This is a genomic window from Streptomyces sp. ASQP_92, from assembly GCF_025399895.1.
In the GTDB taxonomy this organism is placed as follows: domain Bacteria; phylum Actinomycetota; class Actinomycetes; order Streptomycetales; family Streptomycetaceae; genus Streptomyces.
The window spans coordinates 1-22,385 of record NZ_JAODUA010000025.1 but is presented as its reverse complement, the minus strand read 5'-3'; the positions used below and the strand labels follow the sequence as shown (position 1 = coordinate 22,385).

Sequence of the window (22,385 nt, the reverse complement as noted above, 5' to 3'; positions counted from 1 at the left end):
ATCAAACACGAAACGGGCTAATCACCCTAGTGCCGCAACAAGTCGGCTCTCGCCTAGTTCCTTACGGCTCAGTCGCCTTCGGGGAATCGGCCCTCATCGAGGTCCTTCATCAACCGGTCCAGACGCGTTGCCGCATCGGCGAGATCGTGTTTGGCAGCTCCTGTTATGACCAGCAGCTTCCGGGACAGCGCCATCCGTACGCCCTCCGGGACTTGCAGTTCGCGCACCCTTGTGTGCGCTTCTTTCAGTTGGTCCGCCACCATCCCGTAGAGCTCGAGTTGGCTGTCGCGTTCCATGCGTCGATTGTGCCATCTGAGGCGAGTTGTCACCTCCGGCGGGGGCAACTGAGCGAATCCAGGGACTCCTGGACGTCCGTACGACCTCCCGATCGCGCAAGCGACTATCCGGCCATCTGCCCTGCGCACAAGGCTAGTTGACGTCACCCCCGGAGCCCAAAACGCGACGCGCCCCCCGCCCGGAAATCGATCCGGAAATCAGGGGGCGCGATGCAGCCGAAGGGGGGTCAATAGGCGGTTCAGGCCTGGATCGTGCTCGGCTTGTACGCGGGCCGACGGGCCTCGTATGCGGCGATGGCGGGCTCGTTCTGGAGCGTGATCGAGATGTCGTCCAGGCCGTTCAGGAGCCGCCAGCGGGCGTTCTCGTCGAGTTCGAAGTCGGCCGTCACGCCTTCCGCGCGAACCTGGCGATCCCGCAGGTCAACGGTGATTTCAGCCTTCGGGTCGCGCTCGGTGAGCTCCCACAGCGCGTCCACGACTTTCTGGTCGAGAACGACGGTGAGCAGCCCGTTCTTCAGCGAGTTGCCGCGGAAGATGTCCGCGAAGCGGGAGGAGATCACGGCTTTGAAGCCGTAGTTCTGGAGCGCCCATACGGCGTGCTCGCGCGAGGATCCGGTGCCGAAGTCGGACCCGGCCACCAATACGGTGGCGCCCTCGCGCTCGGGCTTGTTCAGGATGAACTCGGAGTCCTTGCGCCAGGCCTCGAAGAGCCCGTCCTCGAAGCCGTCCCGGGTGACCTTCTTCAGCCAGTGGGCCGGGATGATCTGGTCGGTGTCGACGTTGGAGCGGCGCAGCGGGACGGCCCGGCCGGTGTGCGTGGTGAAAGCTTCCATGGTTGTCAGGCCTCCACGGGGGTGCGGGCGTCGGACAGGTCGGCGGGCGAGCCCAGATGGCCGAGAACCGCGGTCGCGGCGGCGACCTGCGGCGACACCAGGTGGGTGCGGCCGCCCTTGCCCTGCCTGCCCTCGAAGTTGCGGTTGGAGGTGGACGCGGAGCGCTCACCGGGGGCGAGCTGGTCCGGGTTCATGCCGAGACACATCGAGCAGCCCGCGTGCCGCCATTCGGCGCCGGCGGCCGTGAACACCTTGTCCAGGCCCTCGTCCATGGCCTGGAGCGCGACGCGCACCGAGCCCGGGACGACCAGCATCCGTACGCCGTCGGCGACTTTGCGGCCCTCGATGACGGCGGCCGCGTTGCGCAGGTCCTCGATGCGGCCGTTGGTGCACGAACCTACGAAGACGGTGTCGACGTTGATGTCGCGCAGCGGCTGCCCGGCGGTCAACCCCATGTATTCCAGGGCCTTTTCGGCGGCCAGGCGCTCCGAAGCGTCCTCGTACGAAGCCGGGTCGGGGACGTTCGCCGACAGGGGCGCGCCCTGGCCGGGGTTGGTGCCCCAGGTGACGAACGGCGCGAGTTCGTCGGCCTTGATGACGACCTCGGCGTCGAAGACGGCGTCGTCGTCGGTCTTGAGGGTCTTCCAGTACGCGACGGCCGCGTCCCAGTCCTCACCCTGGGGGGCGTGCACGCGCCCCTTCAGGTAGTCGAAGGTGGTGGCGTCGGGGGCGATCATGCCCGCGCGGGCGCCGGCCTCGATCGACATGTTGCAGATGGTCATGCGGGCTTCCATCGACAGCTTCTCGATGGCCGAGCCGCGGTACTCCAGGACGTAGCCCTGGCCGCCGCCGGTGCCGATCCTGGCGATGATGGCGAGGATCAGGTCCTTGGCGGTGACGCCCTCGGGCAGTTCCCCGTCGACGGTGATGGCCATCGTCTTGAACGGGGCCAGCGGCAGCGTCTGGGTGGCCAGGACGTGCTCGACCTGGCTGGTGCCGATACCGAACGCCAGCGCGCCGAAGGCGCCGTGCGTGGAGGTGTGCGAGTCGCCACAGACCACGGTGGTGCCGGGCTGGGTCAGTCCCAGCTGCGGTCCCACCACGTGGACAACGCCCTGCTCGACGTCGCCCAGCGGGTGCAGGCGCACCCCGAAGTCGGCGCAGTTCTTGCGCAGCGTCTCAAGCTGGATCCGGGAGACCGGGTCCGCGATCGGCTTGTCGATGTCGAGGGTGGGGGTGTTGTGGTCCTCGGTGGCGATGGTGAGGTCGAGGCGCCGCACCTGGCGACCGTTCTTGCGCAGACCGTCGAAGGCCTGCGGGCTGGTCACCTCGTGCAACAGGTGCAGGTCGATGAAGAGCAGGTCCGGCTCGCCCTCGGCTCGCCTGACGACATGGTCGTCCCAGACCTTCTCCGCGAGTGTCCTACCCATCGCCTTCCCTCCGGCCGGCGTCGTCGCCGGCACTTCTAGAGATCGATTGCCCGTGCCCGTACCGCACGCCCCGGGCGAGAGCCGCGCTTCCGTTGTACGGATCGCCAGTACAGCTTGACGACTTCCGGAGAAAATTGAACTTGCGTTTCACAGAGTGAGACGCGAATATCGTTGCATGGACAACTCTAGCGGCGTAGGCGTTCTGGACAAGGCTGCCCTTGTCCTGGGCGCTCTGGAGTCCGGTCCGGCCACCCTCGCAGGTCTGGTCGCGGCCACTGGGCTCGCACGACCCACGGCACATCGCCTGGCCGTGGCACTGGAACACCACCGGATGGTGGCGCGGGACATGCAGGGCCGTTTCATCCTCGGCCCGCGCCTCGCCGAGCTCGCGGCGGCGGCCGGCGAGGACCGCCTGCTGGCCACGGCCGGCCCGGTCCTGACGCATCTGCGTGACGTGACGGGCGAGAGCGCTCAGCTCTATCGCCGTCAGGGCGACATGCGGATCTGCGTGGCGGCCGCCGAGCGCCTCTCGGGCCTGCGCGACACCGTGCCGGTCGGCTCCACGCTGACCATGAAGGCCGGTTCCTCCGCGCAGATCCTGATGGCCTGGGAGGAGCCGGAGCGTCTGCACCGCGGCCTCCAGGGCGCCCGCTTCACGGCGACCGCCCTTTCCGGTGTACGCCGCAGGGGCTGGGCCCAGTCGATCGGCGAGCGCGAGCCGGGCGTGGCCTCGGTGTCGGCGCCGGTGCGCGGGCCGTCGAACCGGGTGGTGGCCGCCGTTTCGGTCTCCGGTCCCATCGAGCGCCTGACCCGCCACCCGGGCCGGATGCACGCCCAGGCGGTCATCGACGCCGCCGCCCGCCTGTCCGAGGCCCTGCGCCGCAACGGCTGACCGTCCCTGCTTCCACCTCCGGCCCACCGCTTCAACGCCGCAGCGGTGGGCCGGAGGTGTGTCCGGAGTCACTCAACGGGCGCCAGGGGTGCGGGAGTTGGGGCCGTCCGGGCCGAACCTCCGGGCGGGGCCGGGCAGTCGGGGCGGAGTCAGCGCCGCGCGGGCCGAGGCACAGGGCACACGAAAAGGCCCTCCGCGCAATGCGGAGGGCCAATTCTCTGTGCGTACCCCCGACCGGATTCGAACCGGCGCTACCGCCTTGAGAGGGCGGCGTGCTAGGCCGCTACACAACGGGGGCCTGCCTGCTTGTTCGGATCTTCGAGGAAGATCCAGGATCTGACATGACCCGCTGGGCTACCAGGACTCGAACCTAGAATGACGGTACCAGAAACCGTAGTGTTGCCAATTACACCATAGCCCATGGTGGTTTAGACCAGTACCCCCGACCGGATTCGAACCGGCGCTACCGCCTTGAGAGGGCGGCGTGCTAGGCCGCTACACAACGGGGGCCCTAGCGATCCTGCATCGAGTTCACCGGGTGCGACCCTGGTGATCCCGCGGGAAGGATCTGTACCCCCGACCGGATTCGAACCGGCGCTACCGCCTTGAGAGGGCGGCGTGCTAGGCCGCTACACAACGGGGGCCTTGCAGATAAAGCTCTGCGAGCTGGGCTACCAGGACTCGAACCTAGACTAACGGAACCAGAAACCGTCGTGCTGCCAATTACACCATAGCCCACCAAAACGCAACTCCCGTAAGGAGTCTTGTTCGGCTTGCGCTGTCGGTTCGGGGTTTTTCTTCCCGTTCCCCTTGGCGCAGGAAGAACATTACCCGAAGGTGTCCGGCGCTCCAAAACGGGTATCGAGCCGCAGCAGGCCGGGGAGCTGGTCGAGTCCCGTGATGCGGACGAGCTCGGGTCGCCCGCCCGCCCCCGAGCGGTCCAGCCACACCCCCTTGAGCCCTGCCTCGACCGCCCCGCGTGCGTCGATGTCCGGCTGGTCGCCCACGTAGACGACTTCCTCGGGTGGCAGTCCGAGCGCCTCGCAGCCGGCGTGGAAGGCGGCCGCCTCCGGCTTGGCGATGCCGAGTTCGGCCGCGCAGAGCAGCGCCTCGAACCGGTCCCGCACACCGAGGGTGCGCAGCTTGCGCTCCTGGTTGTGCAGCGATGAGTTGGACAGGACGGCGTGCCGGTAGTCCCCGGCGAGTACGTCCAGGACGGGCAGGGCGTCCGGGAAGAGGCTCCAGGCGGCTTCGTAGTGGGCGACGTGCCGCTCGTACCAGGCGTCGGCGCTCTCGTCGCTCATGTCGTCGTCCAGAAAGGCCCGTACCCGGTCCCTGAGCTGGCCCTCCCAGTCCGTCTCCCCCGCCGCGAAGCGCGCCCAGTGGTAGGCGGTGACCTCCTGCCAGTGGTCCAGGGCGCTCTCCACGGACGCGTAGCCGCGGGGCAGTCCTTCGAGGCCGAGGTGGGTGCGCATGCCGGAGCGGGAGGCCGTGGCGTAGTCGAAGATCGTGTCGTCGATGTCCCACAGGACGGCGCGGATGGCCATGCTTCGAGCTTAGGTCCCGCGCGCGGGACGCGGGGGCGTTCCGGCACATGCGCCCGGGCGGGCCCTCAGGGCGCCAGGGGGGCGAGGGCCTCGGCGGGCACGACGAAGAAGTCGGTGACGAAGCAGGTGATCGCGCCGGTGTCGTCGCGGCCTATCCAGGTGGGGTAGGTGCCGTCGCCCCAGCCCGAGGTGAAGGCGATCAGGTTGTGGCCGGTCGCGGGGTCGGTGATGGTGTGCGGCCCCGGCGCGGGCGAGACGTCGGGCGCGGTGGCGAAGGCGTCCCACAGCGGGCCCTCGTCGCCCTCGCAGTCGGGGAACGAGCCGTCGGACCCCGCGTCGTAGAAGCACCCGGTGCCCGCGTCGACCCCGTACCCGAAGAACTCGTCGTCATCGAGCTCCGCGAGGTCCTGGCCCGGCTGGAGCGCGAGTTCCCACGCCACGGTCGGGGCGTCCTTGATCACCAGCCGCGCGGCGGCGACCCGCAGATGCGGGGTGTCCTGCTCGGGCTCCTCCTCGCGCACCAGCGTCGCCACGGCCGCGTCCACGCGGTAGCGCCCCGGCTCCACCGACGCGGTGAACGGCTCGGCCTCACCGGCCCCGAGCGCGACGAACGGGTCGCAGGCGATGACCCGCCCGGTATGCAGCCACAGCTCCCCACCGGGCACCACCCTGAGGGTGCCGGTGGTGCCCGACTCCTCGGTGAACGTGTTGCCCTCGGTGAAGTGCCAGGAGAAATCGGGGGCGGGCATGGGCATGGAGGTCTCCCGGAGAGGCGTGACGATGGCTGGGGGCACTACCCGAAGAACATAACGCGGGCCACCGACAACGGCGTCGGAGGCGGCGACGACGGGGCTCACTCCTGGCGTCGGGCAACGCCCTTGTGCCTCAAGCGAGTTGGTGGCCACGGCGTGCGGGAGGCCCGCACCGGGCGTGAGTTGGGCACCGCTTCATGGGGAGACGGCACGCGAAAGGGGCGGCAGCCCCCGGCCGCCGCCCCTCCCCCGCTCATCCGCGCAACGCCTACGCCGCCAGCCTCGCCAGCGCCGCGTCGATGCGGGCCAGGGTCTTGTCCTTGCCCAGGATTTCCAGGGACTCGAAGAGCGGCAGGCCCACCGTGCGGCCGGTTACGGCGACGCGGACCGGGGCCTGGGCCTTGCCCAGCTTCAGGCCGTGTTCCTCGCCCGCCGCCAGGACCGCGTTCTTCAGGGACTCCGGCGCCGTCCAGTCCGCCGACTCCAGCTTGGCGCGCGCCGTGCGGAGCAGCGCGTCCGAGCCCTCCTTCATCGCCTTCGTCCAGGACGCCTCGTCCTCGACGGGGCGCTCCAGGAAGAGGAAGTCCACGTTGGCCGTGATGTCCGAGAGGACCGTCACGCGGGTCTGGGCGTGCGGGGCGATCGCCTGCCAGGCCTTCTCGTCGAAGTCCTCGGGGGCCCAGTTGGCGTGCGGGGCGCGCAGCCAGGGCTCGCAGGCCGCGGCGAACGCCTTCTCGTCCAGCATGCGGATGTGGTCCGCGTTGATGGACTCGGCCTTCTTCAGGTCGAAGCGGGCCGGGTTGGCGTTGACGTCCGCGATGTCGAACTTGGCGACCATGTCCTCGATCGAGAAGACGTCCTGGTCCGCCGAGAACGACCAGCCCAGCAGGGACAGGTAGTTGAGGAGGCCCTCGGGCAGGAAGCCGCGCTCGCGATAGACGTTCAAGGACGCCTGCGGGTCGCGCTTGGACAGCTTCTTGTTGCCCTCGCCCATGACGTACGGCAGGTGGCCGAACTGCGGGATCGCCTTGGCGATGCCGAGGTCGATCAGCGCCTTGTACAGGGCGATCTGGCGGGGCGTGGAGGAGAGCAGGTCCTCGCCGCGCAGGACGTGGGTGATCTCCATCAGGGCGTCGTCGACCGGGTTGACCAGCGTGTACAGCGGGGCGCCGTTGGCGCGGACGATGCCGTAGTCGGTGACGTTCTCCGCCTGGACGGTGATCTCGCCGCGGACCAGGTCGGTGAAGGTGGTCGCCTCGTCGGGCATCTTGAAGCGGACGACGTGGCTGCGGCCCTCGGCCTCGTACGCCTGCTTCTGCTCGGCGCTCAGCTCGCGGCAGTGGCCGTCGTAGCCGGACGGCTTGCCGGCGGCGCGGGCCGCCTCGCGGCGGGCGTCCAGCTCCTCGGTGGTGCAGTAGCAGGGGTAGGCGTACCCGCCGGCGAGCAGCTTCTCGGCCACGTCGCGGTAGATGTCCATGCGCTGCGACTGGCGGTAGGGCGCGTGCGGGCCGCCGATCTCCGGGCCCTCGTCCCAGGTGAAGCCGAGCCAGCGCATGGAGTCGAGCAGCTGGTTGTACGACTCCTCGGAGTCGCGCGCCGCGTCGGTGTCCTCGATGCGGAAGACGAACGTGCCGCCGTGGTGCCGGGCGAACGCCCAGTTGAACAGCGCGGTGCGGACCAGGCCCACGTGCGGGTTGCCGGTCGGGGAGGGACAGAAACGGACGCGGACCTTGGCGTCCAGGGGGTTAGCCACGCTTGATCACCTTGTTGGTGAGAGTGCCGATGCCTTCGATGGTGACGGCGACCTCGTCGCCGACGTTGAGGGGGCCGACCCCGGCCGGGGTGCCGGTGAGGATGACGTCGCCCGGGAGCAGCGTCATGGCCTCGGTGATGTGGACGACCAGGTCCTCGATGGAGCGGATCATGTCGGCGGTGCGGCCGAGCTGGCGCTGTTCGCCGTTGACGGTCGCCTGGATGGCGAGGTCCGAGGGGTCGAGCTCGGTCTCCACCCAGGGGCCGAGCGGGCACGAGGTGTCGAAGCCCTTGGCGCGGGCCCACTGCTTCTCGCGCTTCTGGACGTCGCGGGCGGTCACGTCGTTGGCGCAGGTGTAGCCGAAGATGACGTCCTTGACGCGCTCGCGCGGGACCTCACGGCACATGCGGCCGATCACGACGGCGAGCTCGGCCTCGTGGTGCAGCTCGTCGGAGAAGGAGGGGTACTCGATGGAGTCGCCGGAGCCGATCACCGAGGTGGTCGGCTTGAAGAAGGCGACGGGCGGCTCGGGACGGCCCTGGTCGTCAACGATGGCGTTGCCGAGCTCCTTCGCGTGCTCCGCGTAGTTGCGGCCGATGGCCACGACCTTGTTGGGGAGCACGGGCGGCAGGAGGCGGACCTTGCTCAGCGGCACCTTGGTGCCGGAGAGCTCGAAGTCCGCGTACGGGATGCCCTTGATGATGTCGAGTACGAGACCGTCGGGGCCGTCGCCCTCGACGGCTCCGAAGGCGACATTGCCGTCGATGGAGAACCTGGCGATGCGCACGAGTGCTGTCGCCCCTCATTTCGCTTGGCTGGTACTGGCCGGAGTCTGACGCTCCAGGCTAACGCGGGCGGGGGCGCCGGTCGTGCGCCTTCTTCGTGGCGCCTTCGGGGCCGCGAGGGCTCACCGGGCGGTGGGCCCGAAGGCGGCCGTGCGGCGGGATCAGACCGCGGCGGCGTCGACCGGGGCGGGCGCCGGTGCCTTCATGAGGATGGTGCGGCGCGGGTTGGCCGTCTGGGCGGGCAGTTCGACGGTGTGCTCCGGCTGGGCCGCCCGCTGCAACTCCTCGGCGTCCGCGAGGTGCGCGAGGGTGGTGCGGCGCGGGTTGGCTATGTTGCGGATGATCATCGTCGTCTTCATCTCTGCTACGAACCCTGTCGTTACGGGCACCGTTATGGCGCCGGTTGTCGGTCTGGCCATCCCTGTAAAGCGTCAGGCTAAACATTCGAATTCCCGGCAAAGGGTCGTAGAGGCGACGATCAACATGTGAGTTTGCTCACGAATGAAGCCACAAAAGGGATATAAGGGTCTGTCAACTGACCGTCCCGGAACGGACATTCCCCCACCGAACCCCTTATTCCGCTCCTGATCATCTCGACTGGGACACCCCCCGCCCGTAAGTGACTCGTAAGCATAAGTCCGTTTTCTCCGTGATCACTTTCTACGTCTTGTGACGCGATACTCACAATGTGTCACTCAGGTCACGGCCCGGTACGCGGGCCTTGTTGGAGATCCTGCACTGTGCTGGAATTCCACGCACCGCCGCGGGTCACTGACCGGTGCGCAGGGGCGCAACGCAGCGCCGGGTGAGCGGCGGGAGGGGGAGCAGGACAAGCGCCGGTCACTCAGACCACACAGGGGGCGCGCAGTGCCCCCATGACGCCGACACCGTCCCATCCGCCCAGCGCGGGGGGACGCCTGGTCCAGAGGTTGCGACGCTAGTGCAGGGACGTTTCAAGAGGGATGGCAGCGCTGCGGCGGAGCAGGAGCCGCAGGGCGGAACTGGCCCCAAGGCGGCCAGTTCCTCGCCCCAGCACGCCCAGAACCCCCGGGGCCCCGAGAACCCCTCCTCCGCTCCGGCCGGTGAGGCGAGCGGGCCGACGGCGCGCACCGGTGGGCCCTCGGGCCCGTCCGGCGGCGACGCCTCCGGCGACCGCAAACCCGTCGGGCCCGTCGACACGGGCTCCCGAATAGCCCTGCGCAACTGGCGCATCTCGACCCGTCTCGTCGCGCTGCTCGCGCTCCCCGTGGTCGCCGCGACCACCCTGGGCGGGCTGCGCATCAACGAGTCGATGAACGACATGCAGCAGCTCGATCACATGCAGCTGCTCACCGACATGACCAAGCAGGCGACCGAGCTCGCCGCCGCGCTCCAGACCGAGCGCGACGACTCGGCGGGCCCGCTCTCCACCCAGACCTCCGACGCCCGCGTCCAGACCGACCGTTCGGCCACCGACCTGGTGCGCAAGACGTTCATCAACGCGACCCAGGACGTCAGCGGCACGGAGAACGACGACGCCCTGGAGTCGATCCGGCGCAACGTCACCAACATCGCGATCCAGCTCCAGGACCTGGAGAGCATCCGCAAGACCGCGTACAAGGACGGCTCCACCAACTCCCAGACGGTCGAGTCCTACAGCCGTCTCATCCGCGGTCTGCTCAGCCTCTCCCAGGACATGGCCCAGGCCACTTCCAACCCGGAGATGATCAAGCGGACCCGTGCGCTCGCGGCCTTCTCCTCGGCCAAGGAGTACGCCTCGGTCCAGCGCGCGATCATCGCCGCCGCGCTGCCGGCCACCAAGGACAAGACCGGCAACCTCCTGGAGCCCGACCGCCTGTACGCCAAGGCGGCGCAGGACGGCGAGCGCCAGTCGCTCGCCTCCTTCCAGAACGTGTACGAGGCCAACGGCGGCAACGCCACCGAGCTGATGGCCCCGCTGGACAAGGGCAACTCGGAGATCACGGCCGCCAACGCGTACTCGCAGCGCGTCCTGAAGAACACCGGCGGCATCAACCAGGAGCAGCACCGCTCGTACCTCGACTGGTACGACCAGGACTCCAACAAGATCAACCAGATGAAGACCATCGAGCAGACCCTGCTCGGTGAGATGGAGCAGAAGGCGCGCGAGCTGCGCGACTCCTCGCAGCGCGACGCGATCCTCAACGGTGTGCTGATCCTCGTCGTCCTCGGCGTCTCGCTGGTCGGCGCGTTCGTGGTGGCCCGCTCCATGATCCGCTCGCTGCGCCGCCTCCAGGACACCGCGACCCGGGTCGCCCAGGACCGCCTGCCCGAGCTCGTCAAGCAGCTCTCGGAGTCGGACCCGCAGGACGTCGACACCTCCGTGGAGTCGGTCGGCGTGCACTCCCGGGACGAGATCGGCCAGGTGGCCGCGGCCTTCGACGACGTGCACCGCGAGGCCGTACGACTCGCCGCCGAGCAGGCCCTGCTGCGAGGCAACGTCAACGCGATGTTCACCAACCTCTCGCGCCGCTCCCAGGGTCTGATCCAGCGTCAGCTCTCGCTCATCTCCGAGCTGGAGTCCCGCGAGGCCGACCCCGACCAGCTCTCCTCGCTGTTCAAGCTGGACCACCTCGCGACCCGTATGCGCCGTAACGGCGAAAACCTCCTCGTCCTCGCCGGTGAGGAGCCGGGCCGGCGCTGGACCCGGCCGGTCCCGCTGGTCGACGTGCTCCGCGCCGCCGCCTCCGAGGTGGAGCAGTACGAGCGCATCGAGCTGGCCGCCGTGCCCGCGACCGAGGTCGCCGGACGCGTGGTCAACGACCTCGTGCACCTGCTCGCCGAGCTGCTGGAGAACGCGACCTCGTTCTCCTCGCCGCAGACCAAGGTCCGCGTCACCGGTCACGCGCTGCCCGACGGCCGCGTCCTGGTCGAGATCCACGACACCGGCATCGGCCTCTCCCCCGAGGACCTGGCCGCGATCAACGAGCGGCTCGCGTCGCCGCCCACCGTGGACGTCTCGGTCTCGCGCCGCATGGGTCTGTTCGTGGTCGGCCGCCTGTCCCTGCGACACGGCATCCGCATCCAGCTCCGCCCGTCCGACTCCGGCGGTACGACCGCGCTCGTCATGCTTCCCGTCGATGTGGCCCAGGGCGGCAAGAAGGTGCCCGGCAAGCCGGGTGCCGGTCAGCCGCAGGCCCCGGCGGGCCAGGGTGGCCGTCCCGGTCTCGCGGGCGGTCCGCCCTCGCGTGCCGGGCTCGCCGCGGGCCCGCTCGGCGGTGGTCCCGGCAACCCCGGTGGCCGGCTCGCCGCGGGCGCCCCGCGCGGCCAGGTCGCCGGTGGCCAGGGTCCGCGTGCCGCGCTGCCGCCCCGGGGCGGCGGCCCCCAGCAGGGTCAGCCCCCGCAGCAGGGTCAGCAGTCCGCGTTCGGCAGCGCCCCGTCCGCGCCGCGCCGCGGCGACCGTCCGATCACCCCGCCGCCCGGCGCCCCGCGCGCCGAGCTGCCCGGCGGCAACCCGCTGACGCAGCAGCCGGCCCGGCCGCAGGCCACGAGCTGGGGCACCGACCAGTCCTCGGCGCTGGACGCGCCGCGCGGCCACGAGGAGCCCGAGCAGCACACCGGCCAGTACCCGCGTCCCGCGCTCGGCGAGCGCCAGGGACCGGGCGCGACCGCCGAGTTCGAGCGCCCCGACTTCGACGGCCCCCCGCCGGGTTCCCAGCCGGACCAGGCGTCGGGCACCGGCCAGTTCGTACGCCCCGACGTGTTCGGCACCCCGGCCGCGCAGGACCCCGCGGCGACCGGGCAGTTCGAGCGCCCGGGCACGTACAACGGATACGGCGACCAGTCCTCCACCACCGGCCAGTACGGGCGTCCCGACCAGGACCCGTCCAGCACCGGCCAGTACGGGCGCCCCGGCTCCGACGACCGGCAGAACCCGGCGGCGACCTCCGAGTTCGGCCGCCCGGACTTCAACGCGCCGCGGCCCCCCGCGCCGCAGCCGGTCCAGCCGCAGCAGTACCAGCAGCAGGCGCCCCAGCAGGGCCAGCAGCAGGGCCAGGACTTGGGGCAGGGTGCCCAGCGCCGGCGTCCGGAGGGCAACGACTTCGGCGCCCCGCGCCAGCCCGCCGCGAGCCTGCCCGCCCAGCCGCAGCACGAGTCGCTGCCGCCGGCCGGTGCCGGTGACGGCCGCACCCCGCTGTACGACACGCTGGAGACCAACTGGTTCCAGCAGCAGGGCCAGCAGCAGGCTCAGCAGGGCGGACAGCAGCAGCCCGCGCAGGCACCGCGCCAGCAGGCGCCCGGCGGCCGGGGCAACGCCCCGCAGCAGCCGGCCCCCGAGCGTCTGCCGGTCCGTGACGGCGGCGCCGCCAATGGCGCGGCGGCCTCCAACGGCGCCGGGAACTGGCGCAGTTCACCCAACGACGATCTGGTCCGCCAGGCCGAGCGGGCCCGCAAGCCCGCCGCCGGTGGTGTGACCACGTCCGGTCTTCCCAAGCGGGTCCCGCGCGCCAACCTGGTGCCGGGCACCGCACAGCAGCAGAACCACCAGGCAGGACCCCAGGTCTCCCGGGCGCCCGACGATGTGCGCGGCCGGCTGACCAATCTCCGCCGGGGCATCCAGCAGGGCCGGCAGGCCAACAATGGCTCGACCGGCAGCTTCCACGTGGACCCCACTCACCAGCAGGAGCGTTAGTTGAGTCCGATGAGCCAGGCGGCACAGAACCTGAACTGGTTGATCACCAACTTTGTGGACAACACCCCAGGGGTGTCCCACACGGTGGTGGTCTCCGCCGACGGCCTGCTCCTCGCCATGTCCGAAGGCTTCCCGCGCGACCGCGCCGACCAGCTCGCCGCGGTGGCGTCCGGTCTGACCTCGCTGACCGCCGGGGCCTCCCGGATCTTCGAGGGTGGCAGCGTCGCCCAGACCGTGGTGGAGATGGAGCGAGGCTTCCTCTTCCTGATGTCCGTGTCCGACGGTTCCTCCCTGGCCGTACTCGCGCACCCGGAGTGCGACATCGGCCTGGTGGGCTACGAGATGGCTCTCCTGGTCGACCGCGCCGGCAGCGTCCTGACGCCGGACCTGCGCGCCGAGCTCCAGGGCAGCCTGCTCCACTGATCGCAAACCCCCCGGCCGAGCCGCTCGCGAGGCCGGGGGTCGGGAGCCGTCGGCGCCGCCCCCTCCGGCGCGGACCGCTCCCGCACGATGCAGTTATCCGTCCCGGCCGCACCACTCCCCCCACCGGCCCTGCCCGACGGCTTGCAGATGCCTTGCTGTCCCCGCCCGGAGGAACCAATGACCCCGCCACCCGCCTCACACGACTCGTACGGCGCGCTGCACGACGCGGCGTACGACGGTGAAGGCGACCAGCCGCTGGTCCGTCCGTACGCCATGACCGGTGGCCGGACCAGGCCGCGCTACCAGCTCGCCATCGAGGCGCTGGTCAGCACCACAGCAGACCCGGCGCACCTTGCCACGCTTCTTCCCGAGCACCAGCGGATCTGCCACCTCTGCCGTGAGGTCAAGTCGGTGGCGGAGGTCTCCGCGCTGCTCCAGATGCCGCTCGGTGTCGCCCGGATCCTCGTAGCCGACCTGGCCGAGGCCGGCATGGTGGCCATCCACCAGCCGGGCAATGGAGAGACCGGCGGCACGCCGGACGTAACGCTGCTCGAGAGGGTGCTCAGTGGACTTCGCAAGCTCTAGCGGCGGTGCCGCCCGTTCCACCACGTCGGCGAAGATCGTGGTGGCGGGCGGCTTCGGCGTGGGCAAGACCACGTTCGTCGGCGCGGTCTCGGAGATCAACCCCCTGCGCACCGAAGCCGTGATGACGTCCGCCAGCGCGGGCATCGACGACCTGACCCACACCGGAGACAAGACGACCACCACGGTCGCCATGGACTTCGGCCGCATCACCCTCGACCAGGACCTCATCCTCTACCTGTTCGGCACCCCCGGACAGGACCGCTTCTGGTTCATGTGGGACGACCTCGTCCGCGGCGCCATCGGCGCCGTCGTCCTCGTCGACACCCGCCGCCTCGCCGACTGCTTCCCCGCCGTCGACTACTTCGAAAACTCAGGACTCCCCTTCGTCATCGCCCTCAACGGCTTCGACGGACACCAGCCCTACACACCCGACGAAGTACGCGAAGCACTCCAGATCGGACCCGACACCCCCATCATCGTCACCGACGCACGCCACCGCGCCGACGCCAAAAGCGCCCTCATCACCCTCGTCGAACACGCCCTCATGGCCCGCCTCAAGTAGCCGGTGCCCTACGGCAGTTGTCGTAGACGAAACGGGGGCGGACTGTGTCCTTTGACACGATCCGCCCCTGCGTTCATAACGTTTCGACAGAGAATTATCGTGTCACCGCAACCCGCCGCGTTCGTCCGGTGTCACTGCGCTCACATCGGCCCCGCCATTTGGCGGGGCTCGCTCTTTATGCCCGTTTTATCTGAGGTCTTGGCCACTCGGAACGGCGGATTCCGAACGTTTGGATCGCGGCCGTCCCACGTGCTGGAATTCGGCGAACTCCCGAGTAGTACGGCCCCGAGAAGTACGGCTCTGAAACACACAGCGGCACGCCCCACGGGTGCCGGCTCCGAGAGGTTGTTGGTCGAGTGAAGCGAAGCAGGACGAGCTCCGCGACGCAGCAGGCGCGGGGCAACTTCACCCCGCCCGAGCGCGCGGCGGTGTCACAGCCGACGCCCCAGACCTCTGCCCAGGACTCCGGCAAGAAGGACGCCCCGGGCAGTCGCAGCCGTTTCTCGCCGCGCAACTGGCGGGTGGCCACCCGGCTGAACGCGATCCTCCTCATCCCCGTGCTCGTCGGCCTCGTCATGGGCGGCTTCGAGGTGAACGGGTCCATAGCCACCTGGCGCGACGCCCGTAACGCCGAGAAGGTCGCGAACATCGTGCGCGCCGCCTCCGACTACGGCCAGGCGCTGCTCAACGAGCGCGACCTCACCGCCGAGCCTTTGTTGCAGAACAAGCGGGACAGCGACGTCGTCAGCAAGGCGTACGCCACCTCGGACGCGGCCCGCGCCAAGTTCGACGAGGCCGTCCAGGGCATGCCGGACACCCCGAGCCTCAAGCGCCGCCTGGCCAAGGTCCGCGAGGCCGAGAAGACCCTCGAGGACCTGCGCAAGACCGCGTACGCCAAGGGGGTCGAGGCCAAGAACCCGGTCCTCACCGAAGAGGGCTACACGGCGATCCCGCACTACCTGAGCACGTTCTCCAACGAGCTCGGCCTGGGCACCGGCAACATCACCAGCTACGGCCGCATGGTGTACGCGGTCGACCTCGCGAAGTCCGCCGAGTCGCTCCAGCGCTCCATCGGACTGCACCTGCTGCTGCGGCCCAGCGACGACGCCAAGACCTTCCAGATGCAGGTCAAGGCGTTCAACTCGTACAACTACCTGGAGTTCATCGCCCTCGGCGAGTTCGACGCGGGCGGTACGGACGCCGACAGCCAGCACCTCAAGGACGTCATGACGGCCCGGGCGGCCAAGGTCGCCCAGGAGTTCCCCGGGGCCAAGCAGCAGGCCGACAACGGTCCGCACATCGGCGCCGCCCCGGCCGCCGACGGTTCGATCTACAACGGGATGGCCGCCGCGATCGGCGAGGGCCGGACCCCCAAGCAGCTCAAGGCGGAGGGCATCACGCCCGAGGCCTGGATGGCCGCGTCCACCTCCAAGTTCGACGGCTACAGCGAGATCGAGAACGAGCTCGTCGGCAAGGCCGTGACCGAGGCCGGCCAGATCGCCGACGACGCCAAGTCCACCGCGTACATCAACGGTGCGATCGTCGTGGTCGCGCTGCTCGCCGCCTTCATCCTGGCCGGCATGGTGGCGCGCCAGATGAGCCGCTCGATGCGCCGGCTGCGCAACGCCGCCTTCGACGTGGCCGAGCAGCGCCTGCCGATGCTGGTCGACCAGCTCTCGCGCACCGAACCCGGCCGGGTCGACACCCGCGTCGAGGCGATCCCGATCGACTCCACGGACGAGATCGGCGAGGTCGCCCGCGCCTTCGACCAGGTGCACCGCGAGGCCGTCCGGCTCGCCGCCGAGCAGGCCCTGCTGCGGGGCAACGTCAACGCGATCTTCACCAACCTCTCGCGCCGCAACCAGTCCCTGATCGAGGGCCAGTTGACCCTCATCACCGACCTGGAGAACAACGAGGCCGACCCGGACCAGCTGGAGAGCCTCTTCAAGCTGGACCACCTGGCGACCCGTATGCGCCGCAACGGCGAGAACCTCCTGGTCCTCGCCGGCGAGGAGCCGGGCCGCCGCTGGGACCAGCCGGTCCCGCTGGTCGACGTGCTGCGCGCCGCCTCCTCCGAGGTGGAGTCCTACGAGCGCATCGAGCTGTCCGGGGTGCCGGAGGCCGAGATCCACGGCCGCGCCGTGACCGACCTCGTGCACCTGCTCGCCGAGCTCCTGGAGAACGCCACCACGTTCTCCTCGCCGCAGACCAAGGTCCGCGTCACCGCGACCCGTCTTCCCGACGGCCGTGTGATGGTCGAGATCCACGACAAGGGCATCGGCCTGACCGCCGAGGACTTCGCGGACATCAACCACCGCCTGGCCAACCCGCCCACCGTGGACGCCGCCGTCTCGCAGCGCATGGGCCTGTTCGTGGTCGGCCGCCTCGCCGACCGGCACGGCATCCGCGTCCAGCTCCGCCCCTCGGGCGAGCAGGCCGGCACCACGTCCCTGGTCATGCTCCCGGACCCGATCACCCATGGTGGCGGTGGCGACAGCGCCTCGATGGGCGACGACTTCACGGTCTCCTCGATCATCCCCGAGCAGCACCAGCAGCAGCCGTACGAGTCGGCCCCGGCCCCGATGCGCACCGCGGCCGAGCTCGGCTTCGACGACTCGCGCTACGAGACCGGCGAGCAGGGCGACCCGCACGAACTCGACCCGGTGAACCGCTCGTTGATGCGTGAGGAGCGCCGCGCGGCCCTGGAGGCCCAGGCGCAGGGCGGCGAACGCCCGCTGTTCCGGGACGAGGTCGAGCCGCAGCAGCACCAGGCGTACGACGGCTCGTACGACAACCAGCAGCAGTACGTCGGTCAGGACCAGTCCTACGAGGGCTCCTACGCGCCTCAGCCGACCAACGGCTACGACGGCTCGTACCAGAACCAGCAGTACGCCCCCGAGCACACCGGTGGCTACTCCCAGGACTCCTACGCGCCCCAGGACGGTTACCGGGAGTCCGCCTATCCGGAAGGCTCCTACCAGGAGCCCACGGCCGACCAGGGCCCCTTCGAGGCCCCGTACGCCGCCCAGGCGCCGCAAGACGATTGGCCGCGCGACAACACCTACCAGGAGCCCTACGCGGCCCCCTTCCAGCCGGAAGCGGAATCCGCCGAGGAGTCCCGGGGCGTTCCCGGCGGTGCCGCGGACCGCGTAGGCTTCGACCGTCCGGGCGCCACCCCGGCCCCCGGCCACGAGCTGACCGACGCCGGTCTGCCCCGGCGCGGCAGCCCCCAGGGCTGGACGGCCGAGTCCGAGCAGGAGCAGGACCAGCCCGAGACGTCGGACGGACCGGCAGGTGACTGGCGCTCGACCAACGACGAGCGCTGGACGCGGGCCGAGAAGCTCCGTGAGCCCAAGGCCGGCGGGGTCACTCCCTCCGGTCTCCCCCGGCGGGTGCCCAAGGCCAATCTGGTCGAGGGCGCGGCCGAGCAGACCCCGCAGGGCGGCCCCCAGGTCTCCCGCGCTCCGGAGGACGTACGCGGCAGGTTGAGCAACCTGCGCCGCGGTGTCCAGCAGGGCCGTAACGCGGGGTCGGAGACAAGTAACACCTACAACCAGGAGCGTTAGTGTGAGCCCGATGAGCCAGGCGGCGCAGAATCTGAACTGGTTGATCACCAACTTCGTGGACAACACCCCCGGGGTGTCCCACACGGTGGTGGTCTCCGCCGACGGACTCCTGCTGGCGATGTCCGAAGGCTTCCCCCGGGACCGGGCCGATCAGCTGGCGGCCGTGGCCTCCGGTCTGACGTCCCTCACCGCGGGCGCCTCCCGGATCTTCGAAGGCGGCGCCGTCAACCAGACGGTGGTGGAGATGGAGCGCGGCTTCCTCTTCATCATGTCCGTCTCCGACGGTTCCTCGCTCGCCGTCCTCTCCCACCCGGAGGCCGACATCGGCCTGGTGGGTTACGAGATGGCGCTGCTCGTGGACCGGGCCGGGAGCGTGCTGACTCCCGACCTCCGTGCGGAGCTTCAGGGAAGCCTTCTTAACTAGTTACCGATCAGTTCTCAATCAGCAGACAGGCCGTGCGTTTCTCGCCACCGCCCCATAAAGTGCGGTGGCGCGGCCCCAATGGGACGGGCACCGGTAGTCGGAGGAGGAAACGTGACAACACCCCCAGGCGGGCACCCCTACAGCGGTGGACAGCAGTCTCCGGGTGAGCACGGCCAGAACCGCTTCAACTACCCCTCCGCGCCCGGCAGACAGGGTCAGGGCCAGGGCCAGTACCAGCAGCCCTACCAGCAGCCGAACCGCCGGCCCGGTCCGTACGACCAGCCGCCGCAGCCCCGCATCGAAACGGTGCAGCCGCGGCAGAAGTCCCAGTCCTCACCCGCGGGCGGCACACACAACCCCCTTGTGCGTCCGTACGCCATGACCGGCGGCCGTACGCGGCCGCGCTACCAGCTCGCCATCGAGGCACTGGTGCACACCACGGCCGAACCGGCGAGGATGCAAGGGCAGTTGCCCGAGCACCAGCGGATCTGCCACCTGTGCCGCGAGATCAAGTCGGTCGCCGAGATCTCGGCACTCCTCACCATCCCCCTCGGCGTTGCCCGGATCCTCGTAGCCGACCTGGCCGAGGCCGGACTTGTCGCCATCCACCAGCCCGGCGGCGACGAGTCCGCCGGCGGACAGCCAGACGTGACACTGCTCGAAAGGGTGCTCAGTGGACTTCGCAAGCTCTAGCGGCGGTGCCGCCCGTTCCACCACGTCGGCGAAGATCGTGGTGGCGGGCGGCTTCGGCGTGGGCAAGACCACGTTCGTCGGCGCGGTCTCGGAGATCAACCCCCTGCGCACCGAAGCCGTGATGACGTCCGCCAGCGCGGGCATCGACGACCTGACCCACACCGGAGACAAGACGACCACCACGGTCGCCATGGACTTCGGCCGCATCACCCTCGACCAGGACCTCATCCTCTACCTGTTCGGCACCCCCGGACAGGACCGCTTCTGGTTCATGTGGGACGACCTCGTCCGCGGCGCCATCGGCGCCGTCGTCCTCGTCGACACCCGCCGCCTCGCCGACTGCTTCCCCGCCGTCGACTACTTCGAAAACTCAGGACTCCCCTTCGTCATCGCCCTCAACGGCTTCGACGGACACCAGCCCTACACACCCGACGAAGTACGCGAAGCACTCCAGATCGGACCCGACACCCCCATCATCGTCACCGACGCACGCCACCGCGCCGACGCCAAAAGCGCCCTCATCACCCTCGTCGAACACGCCCTCATGGCCCGCCTCCGCTGAGGCCCCCCGGAGCCCCAGCCCCCTGGGGCTCCGCCCCGGCCCCGGGGTTTTCCCACCCACCCGCCCGTGCAACGGAGTTGGCTGGTCCCGGCCCCTCCTGGGGCTCCGCCCCAGACCCCGTTCGCGCCTTAAGGGCGCTCGTCCTCAATCGCCGGACGGGCTGAAGGTGCCCCAGCACGGGTGCCCTCAAGGGGCGCGAGGAACTGCGCGACCAGCCACGCACGACCTGCGGACGAAAGCACGGTTTTAGGGGCGCGGGGCTGTGACATATATGCGGCTCCGCCGCGTGGGCGCGAGAAGCGACCACGGCCTGCACGCGACCGGAGTTTTCAGGGGCGCGGGGAACTGCGCGAGAAGCGACCACGGCCCGCAGGATCGAGAGGTTTAGGGGCGCGGGGAACTGCGCAAGACGCGGGCACGGTCCGCAGGATCAAGCGGGTTAAGGGGCGCGGGGAACTGCGCGACCAGCCACGCACAACCCGAGGGCGACGTCGGGCTTCAGGGGCGCGGGGAACTGCGCAAAGCGCCCCGCCCCAGGGACCCGCGTTCAGCGCAGCAGCTCGCCCAGGGTCTGGGCAAAGGGGACGGGGTGGGTCACCACCCCCACGTGACCCCCCGCGAACTCCGCGAGAGCGACCCCGTACCGCTCCGCCAGCCACGCCGCCGGCCGATACAGCCGCAACCCGTACGACGCCCACCCCACCGCCGGCACCAACTTCCCCGCGCACGCGTCGAGTTGGGCCAGATCCGGCTCGTGCGCGCTGAACGGCCCCAGCACCCGCCCCAGGAAGAACGCCGAGTTCCCCCCGACCCGCTCGAACGTGGTGAGCATCCGGGGCGAGAGCCCGGACAGGTCCGGCTTCTCGCCGCGCTCCTCCCCGCACCCCGCACTCAGCTCGGCCATCGCCGCGCCCACCCCCGCCTCGTGGAAGGTCGCCACGACGTGGCTGAAAAAGGCGTGGTGCTCGGCCGCGTCGGGCAGCAGTGAGACGAGCACGGGCTCGTGCGCGATGACCCGCGCGACGCGTTCGGGGTGCCGCGTGAGCAGCTCCACCGCGACGATCGCCCCCGAGCTGGTGCCGAAGACGTACGCGGGCGACCCGTCCGGCGCCACCCGGGCGAGCAGCCGCCGGGCGTCCTCGGCCTGGGTCTCGACCCGCTGGTCCACGTCCGGCCCGTCGAGCGGGCTGCGGGAGTGGCCGCGGGGATCGTAGGTCACCACCGTGAAGCGGTCGGCGAGCGCGTCGGCGACCGGCTCGAAGATCCCGGCGTCCCCGCCGCCCCCCGCGATGAGCAGCAGTACGGGCCCGGTGCCGCGCACCTCGTAGCGCAGGGTCGCGCCCGGCACCTTCAGCGTGCCGATGGTCGGTTCAGTCATCGCTCTTCTCCCCCTCGTCGTCTCTGGGCCAGTGCTCCAGAAGGATGTGCAGGGCCTGGACCCCGCGCTCCCACGACCTCTGCACCTCGCGGGGGTGGCCGAATCCGCCCTCCGCTTCGAGGCTGATGTAGCCGTGGAAGGTGCTGCGCAGCAGGCGTACCGCGTCGGTGAGATCGGGCTCGGTGAGGCCGTAGGCGCGGAGCATTCCGTAGGTCGTGTCGACCGTGCGCGCCATGACCGTGGAGCCGGCGAGCAGCTCGGGGTCGACCTGGTGCTGGGTGGCGGCGTACCGGCCGGGGTGGGCGAGCGCGTAGGCCCGGTAGGCGTCGGCGAAGGCGACCAGGGCGTCCTTGCCGGCCCGGCCCGCGACGGCCGCCGCGATGGAGTCGATGAACTCGCCCGCCGCGTACAGCGTGACCCGCTGCCGCAGCTCGCGGAGGTTCTTGACGTGCGAGTACAGGCTCGCGTCCTTGACCCCGAAGCGCCGGGCGAGCGCGGACACCGTCAGGCCGTCGAACCCGGCCTCGTCCGCCAGCTCGGCTCCCGCCGCGGCCAGCCGCTCGGCCGTCAGTCCCGCTCGCGCCATGCGCACACTCTCATTTCCATTCGTAGAACCTAGGGCCTCTAGGTTGCGTCCTAATATACCTAGGATGAGGCTGCGAGGACAACGAAAAAGCCCCCGCCGGTGTCGGCGGGGGCTTTCTGCGGGTGGTTCGGGGTCAGCCCTGCCAGGAGTGGGGGGCGCGGAAGCCGGGGGTGCGCTCCAGGCGGCGCCAGCCGGCGGTGGAGCGGCCGCGCTTGGGGGCCGCGGCGGGCTGGGCGGCGGCGCGCGCGAGCAGGACCGCGGTGATCGCGGCGAGCTCCTCGGGAGCGGCGTCACCCTTCTCCACGCGGAGCAGGGACTCGGACGAGTTGGGGTTCGAGGTGGTCAAGTTCGTCTCCTCTTGGTGAGGCGGGTCCAACCGGGGTGGTTCTTACCGAGGCGGTTCCAACCGGGGACGGTGTTACCGAGGCGGTTCCGACCGGGCTGGTGTTACTGAGGCGGGTTGCCGTGCTTGCGGGACGGCAGGTCGGCGTGCTTGGACTTGAGCATCGCGAGGGAGGCGATCAGAACGGCCCGCGTCTCCGCCGGGTCGATCACGTCGTCCACCAGGCCGCGCTCGGCCGCGTAGTACGGATGCATCAACTCGGCCTTGTACTCCTTGACCATGCGTGCCCGCATCGCCTCAGGATCCTCGGCCTCCCCGATCTGA

The 22,385-nt window shown here is 70.1% G+C and carries 21 protein-coding genes and 5 tRNA genes; 9 read left to right on the top strand and 17 right to left on the bottom strand.

The window, feature by feature from the left end; translation table 11 throughout:
* Positions 1 to 68: 68 nt before the first annotated feature.
* The 3 genes from N4G70_RS32890 to leuC form a co-directional block, all read right to left on the bottom strand.
* Positions 69 to 296 carry a hypothetical protein gene (locus N4G70_RS32890; protein WP_261716443.1) on the bottom strand — a complete coding sequence of 76 codons (228 nt, stop codon included), beginning with the start codon at positions 294 to 296 and terminating at the stop codon, positions 69 to 71.
* Positions 297 to 535: 239 nt separating this feature from the next.
* Positions 536 to 1,129 carry a 3-isopropylmalate dehydratase small subunit gene (gene leuD / locus N4G70_RS32885; protein WP_261716442.1) on the bottom strand — a complete coding sequence of 198 codons (594 nt, stop codon included), beginning with the start codon at positions 1,127 to 1,129 and terminating at the stop codon, positions 536 to 538.
* Between the two features lie 5 nt (positions 1,130 to 1,134).
* Entirely contained in the window at positions 1,135 to 2,559 is a 1,425-nt protein-coding gene (leuC, locus tag N4G70_RS32880) for a 3-isopropylmalate dehydratase large subunit (RefSeq protein ID WP_261716441.1), read from the bottom strand.
* A 175-nt stretch (positions 2,560 to 2,734) separates the two neighbouring features.
* Here leuC and ndgR point away from each other — a divergent pair, with 175 nt between their 5' ends.
* Positions 2,735 to 3,451, top strand: coding sequence for an IclR family transcriptional regulator NdgR (gene ndgR, locus N4G70_RS32875; protein ID WP_189981172.1), 717 nt, complete (start codon positions 2,735 to 2,737; stop codon positions 3,449 to 3,451).
* 225 nt (positions 3,452 to 3,676) lie between these two features.
* Here ndgR and N4G70_RS32870 read toward each other — a convergent pair.
* The 10 genes from N4G70_RS32870 to N4G70_RS32825 form a co-directional block, all read right to left on the bottom strand.
* Positions 3,677 to 3,749, bottom strand: a tRNA-Glu gene (locus N4G70_RS32870).
* Between the two features lie 51 nt (positions 3,750 to 3,800).
* Positions 3,801 to 3,872, bottom strand: a tRNA-Gln gene (locus N4G70_RS32865).
* 16 nt (positions 3,873 to 3,888) lie between these two features.
* Positions 3,889 to 3,961, bottom strand: a tRNA-Glu gene (locus N4G70_RS32860).
* A 61-nt stretch (positions 3,962 to 4,022) separates the two neighbouring features.
* Positions 4,023 to 4,095 (bottom strand) — tRNA-Glu (locus N4G70_RS32855).
* A gap of 22 nt (positions 4,096 to 4,117) precedes the next feature.
* A tRNA-Gln gene (locus N4G70_RS32850) sits at positions 4,118 to 4,189 on the bottom strand.
* Between the two features lie 89 nt (positions 4,190 to 4,278).
* Positions 4,279 to 4,998, bottom strand: a complete 720-nt coding sequence (locus N4G70_RS32845; protein ID WP_261716440.1) for an HAD family hydrolase — start codon at positions 4,996 to 4,998, stop codon at positions 4,279 to 4,281.
* 65 nt (positions 4,999 to 5,063) lie between these two features.
* Positions 5,064 to 5,753 (bottom strand): DUF4241 domain-containing protein, encoded by a 690-nt coding sequence (locus tag N4G70_RS32840; protein WP_261716439.1) that lies wholly within the window; start codon positions 5,751 to 5,753, stop codon positions 5,064 to 5,066.
* A gap of 265 nt (positions 5,754 to 6,018) precedes the next feature.
* Positions 6,019 to 7,503, bottom strand: a complete 1,485-nt coding sequence (gene gltX / locus N4G70_RS32835) for a glutamate--tRNA ligase (RefSeq protein ID WP_261716438.1) — start codon at positions 7,501 to 7,503, stop codon at positions 6,019 to 6,021.
* Complete coding sequence (locus tag N4G70_RS32830; RefSeq protein WP_261716437.1) at positions 7,496 to 8,290, bottom strand: fumarylacetoacetate hydrolase family protein; 795 nt, start codon at positions 8,288 to 8,290, stop codon at positions 7,496 to 7,498. Before N4G70_RS32830 ends, gltX begins: the two co-directional genes overlap by 8 nt.
* A gap of 159 nt (positions 8,291 to 8,449) precedes the next feature.
* Positions 8,450 to 8,647 (bottom strand): hypothetical protein, encoded by a 198-nt coding sequence (locus N4G70_RS32825; RefSeq protein ID WP_261716436.1) that lies wholly within the window; start codon positions 8,645 to 8,647, stop codon positions 8,450 to 8,452.
* 581 nt (positions 8,648 to 9,228) lie between these two features.
* On the opposite strand from N4G70_RS32825, the gene N4G70_RS32820 reads away from it, so the two are divergent.
* The 8 genes from N4G70_RS32820 (at position 9,229) to N4G70_RS32785 (ending at position 19,754) form a co-directional block, all read left to right on the top strand.
* Positions 9,229 to 12,939 carry a nitrate- and nitrite sensing domain-containing protein gene (locus tag N4G70_RS32820; RefSeq protein WP_261716435.1) on the top strand — a complete coding sequence of 1,237 codons (3,711 nt, stop codon included), beginning with the start codon at positions 9,229 to 9,231 and terminating at the stop codon, positions 12,937 to 12,939.
* Positions 12,940 to 12,948: 9 nt separating this feature from the next.
* Positions 12,949 to 13,362, top strand: a complete 414-nt coding sequence (locus N4G70_RS32815; protein WP_100577622.1) for a roadblock/LC7 domain-containing protein — start codon at positions 12,949 to 12,951, stop codon at positions 13,360 to 13,362.
* 177 nt (positions 13,363 to 13,539) lie between these two features.
* The gene (locus N4G70_RS32810; protein WP_053727885.1) at positions 13,540 to 13,947 is read left to right on the top strand and encodes a DUF742 domain-containing protein; all 408 of its coding nucleotides are present in this window, start codon (positions 13,540 to 13,542) and stop codon (positions 13,945 to 13,947) included.
* The gene (locus N4G70_RS32805; protein ID WP_100577621.1) at positions 13,928 to 14,509 is read left to right on the top strand and encodes an ATP/GTP-binding protein; all 582 of its coding nucleotides are present in this window, start codon (positions 13,928 to 13,930) and stop codon (positions 14,507 to 14,509) included. Before N4G70_RS32810 ends, N4G70_RS32805 begins: the two co-directional genes overlap by 20 nt.
* A gap of 356 nt (positions 14,510 to 14,865) precedes the next feature.
* On the top strand, positions 14,866 to 18,075 hold the full coding sequence (locus tag N4G70_RS32800) for a nitrate- and nitrite sensing domain-containing protein (RefSeq protein ID WP_261716434.1): 3,210 nt from the start codon (positions 14,866 to 14,868) through the stop codon (positions 18,073 to 18,075).
* A gap of 10 nt (positions 18,076 to 18,085) precedes the next feature.
* Entirely contained in the window at positions 18,086 to 18,499 is a 414-nt protein-coding gene (locus tag N4G70_RS32795; RefSeq protein WP_162952516.1) for a roadblock/LC7 domain-containing protein, read from the top strand.
* Positions 18,500 to 18,610: 111 nt separating this feature from the next.
* The gene (locus tag N4G70_RS32790) at positions 18,611 to 19,192 is read left to right on the top strand and encodes a DUF742 domain-containing protein (RefSeq protein WP_261716433.1); all 582 of its coding nucleotides are present in this window, start codon (positions 18,611 to 18,613) and stop codon (positions 19,190 to 19,192) included.
* Positions 19,173 to 19,754, top strand: coding sequence for an ATP/GTP-binding protein (locus N4G70_RS32785; RefSeq protein WP_100577617.1), 582 nt, complete (start codon positions 19,173 to 19,175; stop codon positions 19,752 to 19,754). The genes N4G70_RS32790 and N4G70_RS32785 overlap by 20 nt, the downstream gene beginning before the upstream one ends.
* Before the next feature lie 547 nt (positions 19,755 to 20,301).
* Here N4G70_RS32785 and N4G70_RS32780 read toward each other — a convergent pair.
* The 4 genes from N4G70_RS32780 to N4G70_RS32765 all read right to left on the bottom strand — a co-directional run.
* The gene (locus N4G70_RS32780; RefSeq protein ID WP_261716432.1) at positions 20,302 to 21,132 is read right to left on the bottom strand and encodes an alpha/beta fold hydrolase; all 831 of its coding nucleotides are present in this window, start codon (positions 21,130 to 21,132) and stop codon (positions 20,302 to 20,304) included.
* Positions 21,125 to 21,718, bottom strand: coding sequence for a TetR/AcrR family transcriptional regulator (locus tag N4G70_RS32775; RefSeq protein WP_261716431.1), 594 nt, complete (start codon positions 21,716 to 21,718; stop codon positions 21,125 to 21,127). Before N4G70_RS32775 ends, N4G70_RS32780 begins: the two co-directional genes overlap by 8 nt.
* A 133-nt stretch (positions 21,719 to 21,851) precedes the next feature.
* Positions 21,852 to 22,064 carry an acyl-CoA carboxylase subunit epsilon gene (locus N4G70_RS32770; RefSeq protein WP_120721201.1) on the bottom strand — a complete coding sequence of 71 codons (213 nt, stop codon included), beginning with the start codon at positions 22,062 to 22,064 and terminating at the stop codon, positions 21,852 to 21,854.
* A gap of 101 nt (positions 22,065 to 22,165) precedes the next feature.
* On the bottom strand, positions 22,166 to 22,385 hold a 220-nt coding region (locus N4G70_RS32765; protein ID WP_315904324.1), incomplete at its 5' end, for a carboxyl transferase domain-containing protein.

Bases quoted from the DNA above. Each gene is read 5' to 3' on its own strand.
- N4G70_RS32890 (WP_261716443.1), bottom strand. From the start codon at position 296: ATGGAACGCGACAGCCAACTCGAGCTCTACGGGATGGTGGCGGACCAA.
- leuD (WP_261716442.1), bottom strand. From the start codon at position 1,129: ATGGAAGCTTTCACCACGCACACCGGCCGGGCCGTCCCGCTGCGCCGC.
- leuC (WP_261716441.1), bottom strand. From the start codon at position 2,559: ATGGGTAGGACACTCGCGGAGAAGGTCTGGGACGACCATGTCGTCAGG.
- ndgR (WP_189981172.1), top strand. From the start codon at position 2,735: ATGGACAACTCTAGCGGCGTAGGCGTTCTGGACAAGGCTGCCCTTGTC.
- N4G70_RS32845 (WP_261716440.1), bottom strand. From the start codon at position 4,998: ATGGCCATCCGCGCCGTCCTGTGGGACATCGACGACACGATCTTCGAC.
- N4G70_RS32840 (WP_261716439.1), bottom strand. From the start codon at position 5,753: ATGCCCATGCCCGCCCCCGATTTCTCCTGGCACTTCACCGAGGGCAAC.
- N4G70_RS32825 (WP_261716436.1), bottom strand. From the start codon at position 8,647: ATGAAGACGACGATGATCATCCGCAACATAGCCAACCCGCGCCGCACC.
- N4G70_RS32815 (WP_100577622.1), top strand. From the start codon at position 12,949: ATGAGCCAGGCGGCACAGAACCTGAACTGGTTGATCACCAACTTTGTG.
- N4G70_RS32810 (WP_053727885.1), top strand. From the start codon at position 13,540: ATGACCCCGCCACCCGCCTCACACGACTCGTACGGCGCGCTGCACGAC.
- N4G70_RS32795 (WP_162952516.1), top strand. From the start codon at position 18,086: ATGAGCCAGGCGGCGCAGAATCTGAACTGGTTGATCACCAACTTCGTG.
- N4G70_RS32780 (WP_261716432.1), bottom strand. From the start codon at position 21,132: ATGACTGAACCGACCATCGGCACGCTGAAGGTGCCGGGCGCGACCCTG.
- N4G70_RS32775 (WP_261716431.1), bottom strand. From the start codon at position 21,718: ATGGCGCGAGCGGGACTGACGGCCGAGCGGCTGGCCGCGGCGGGAGCC.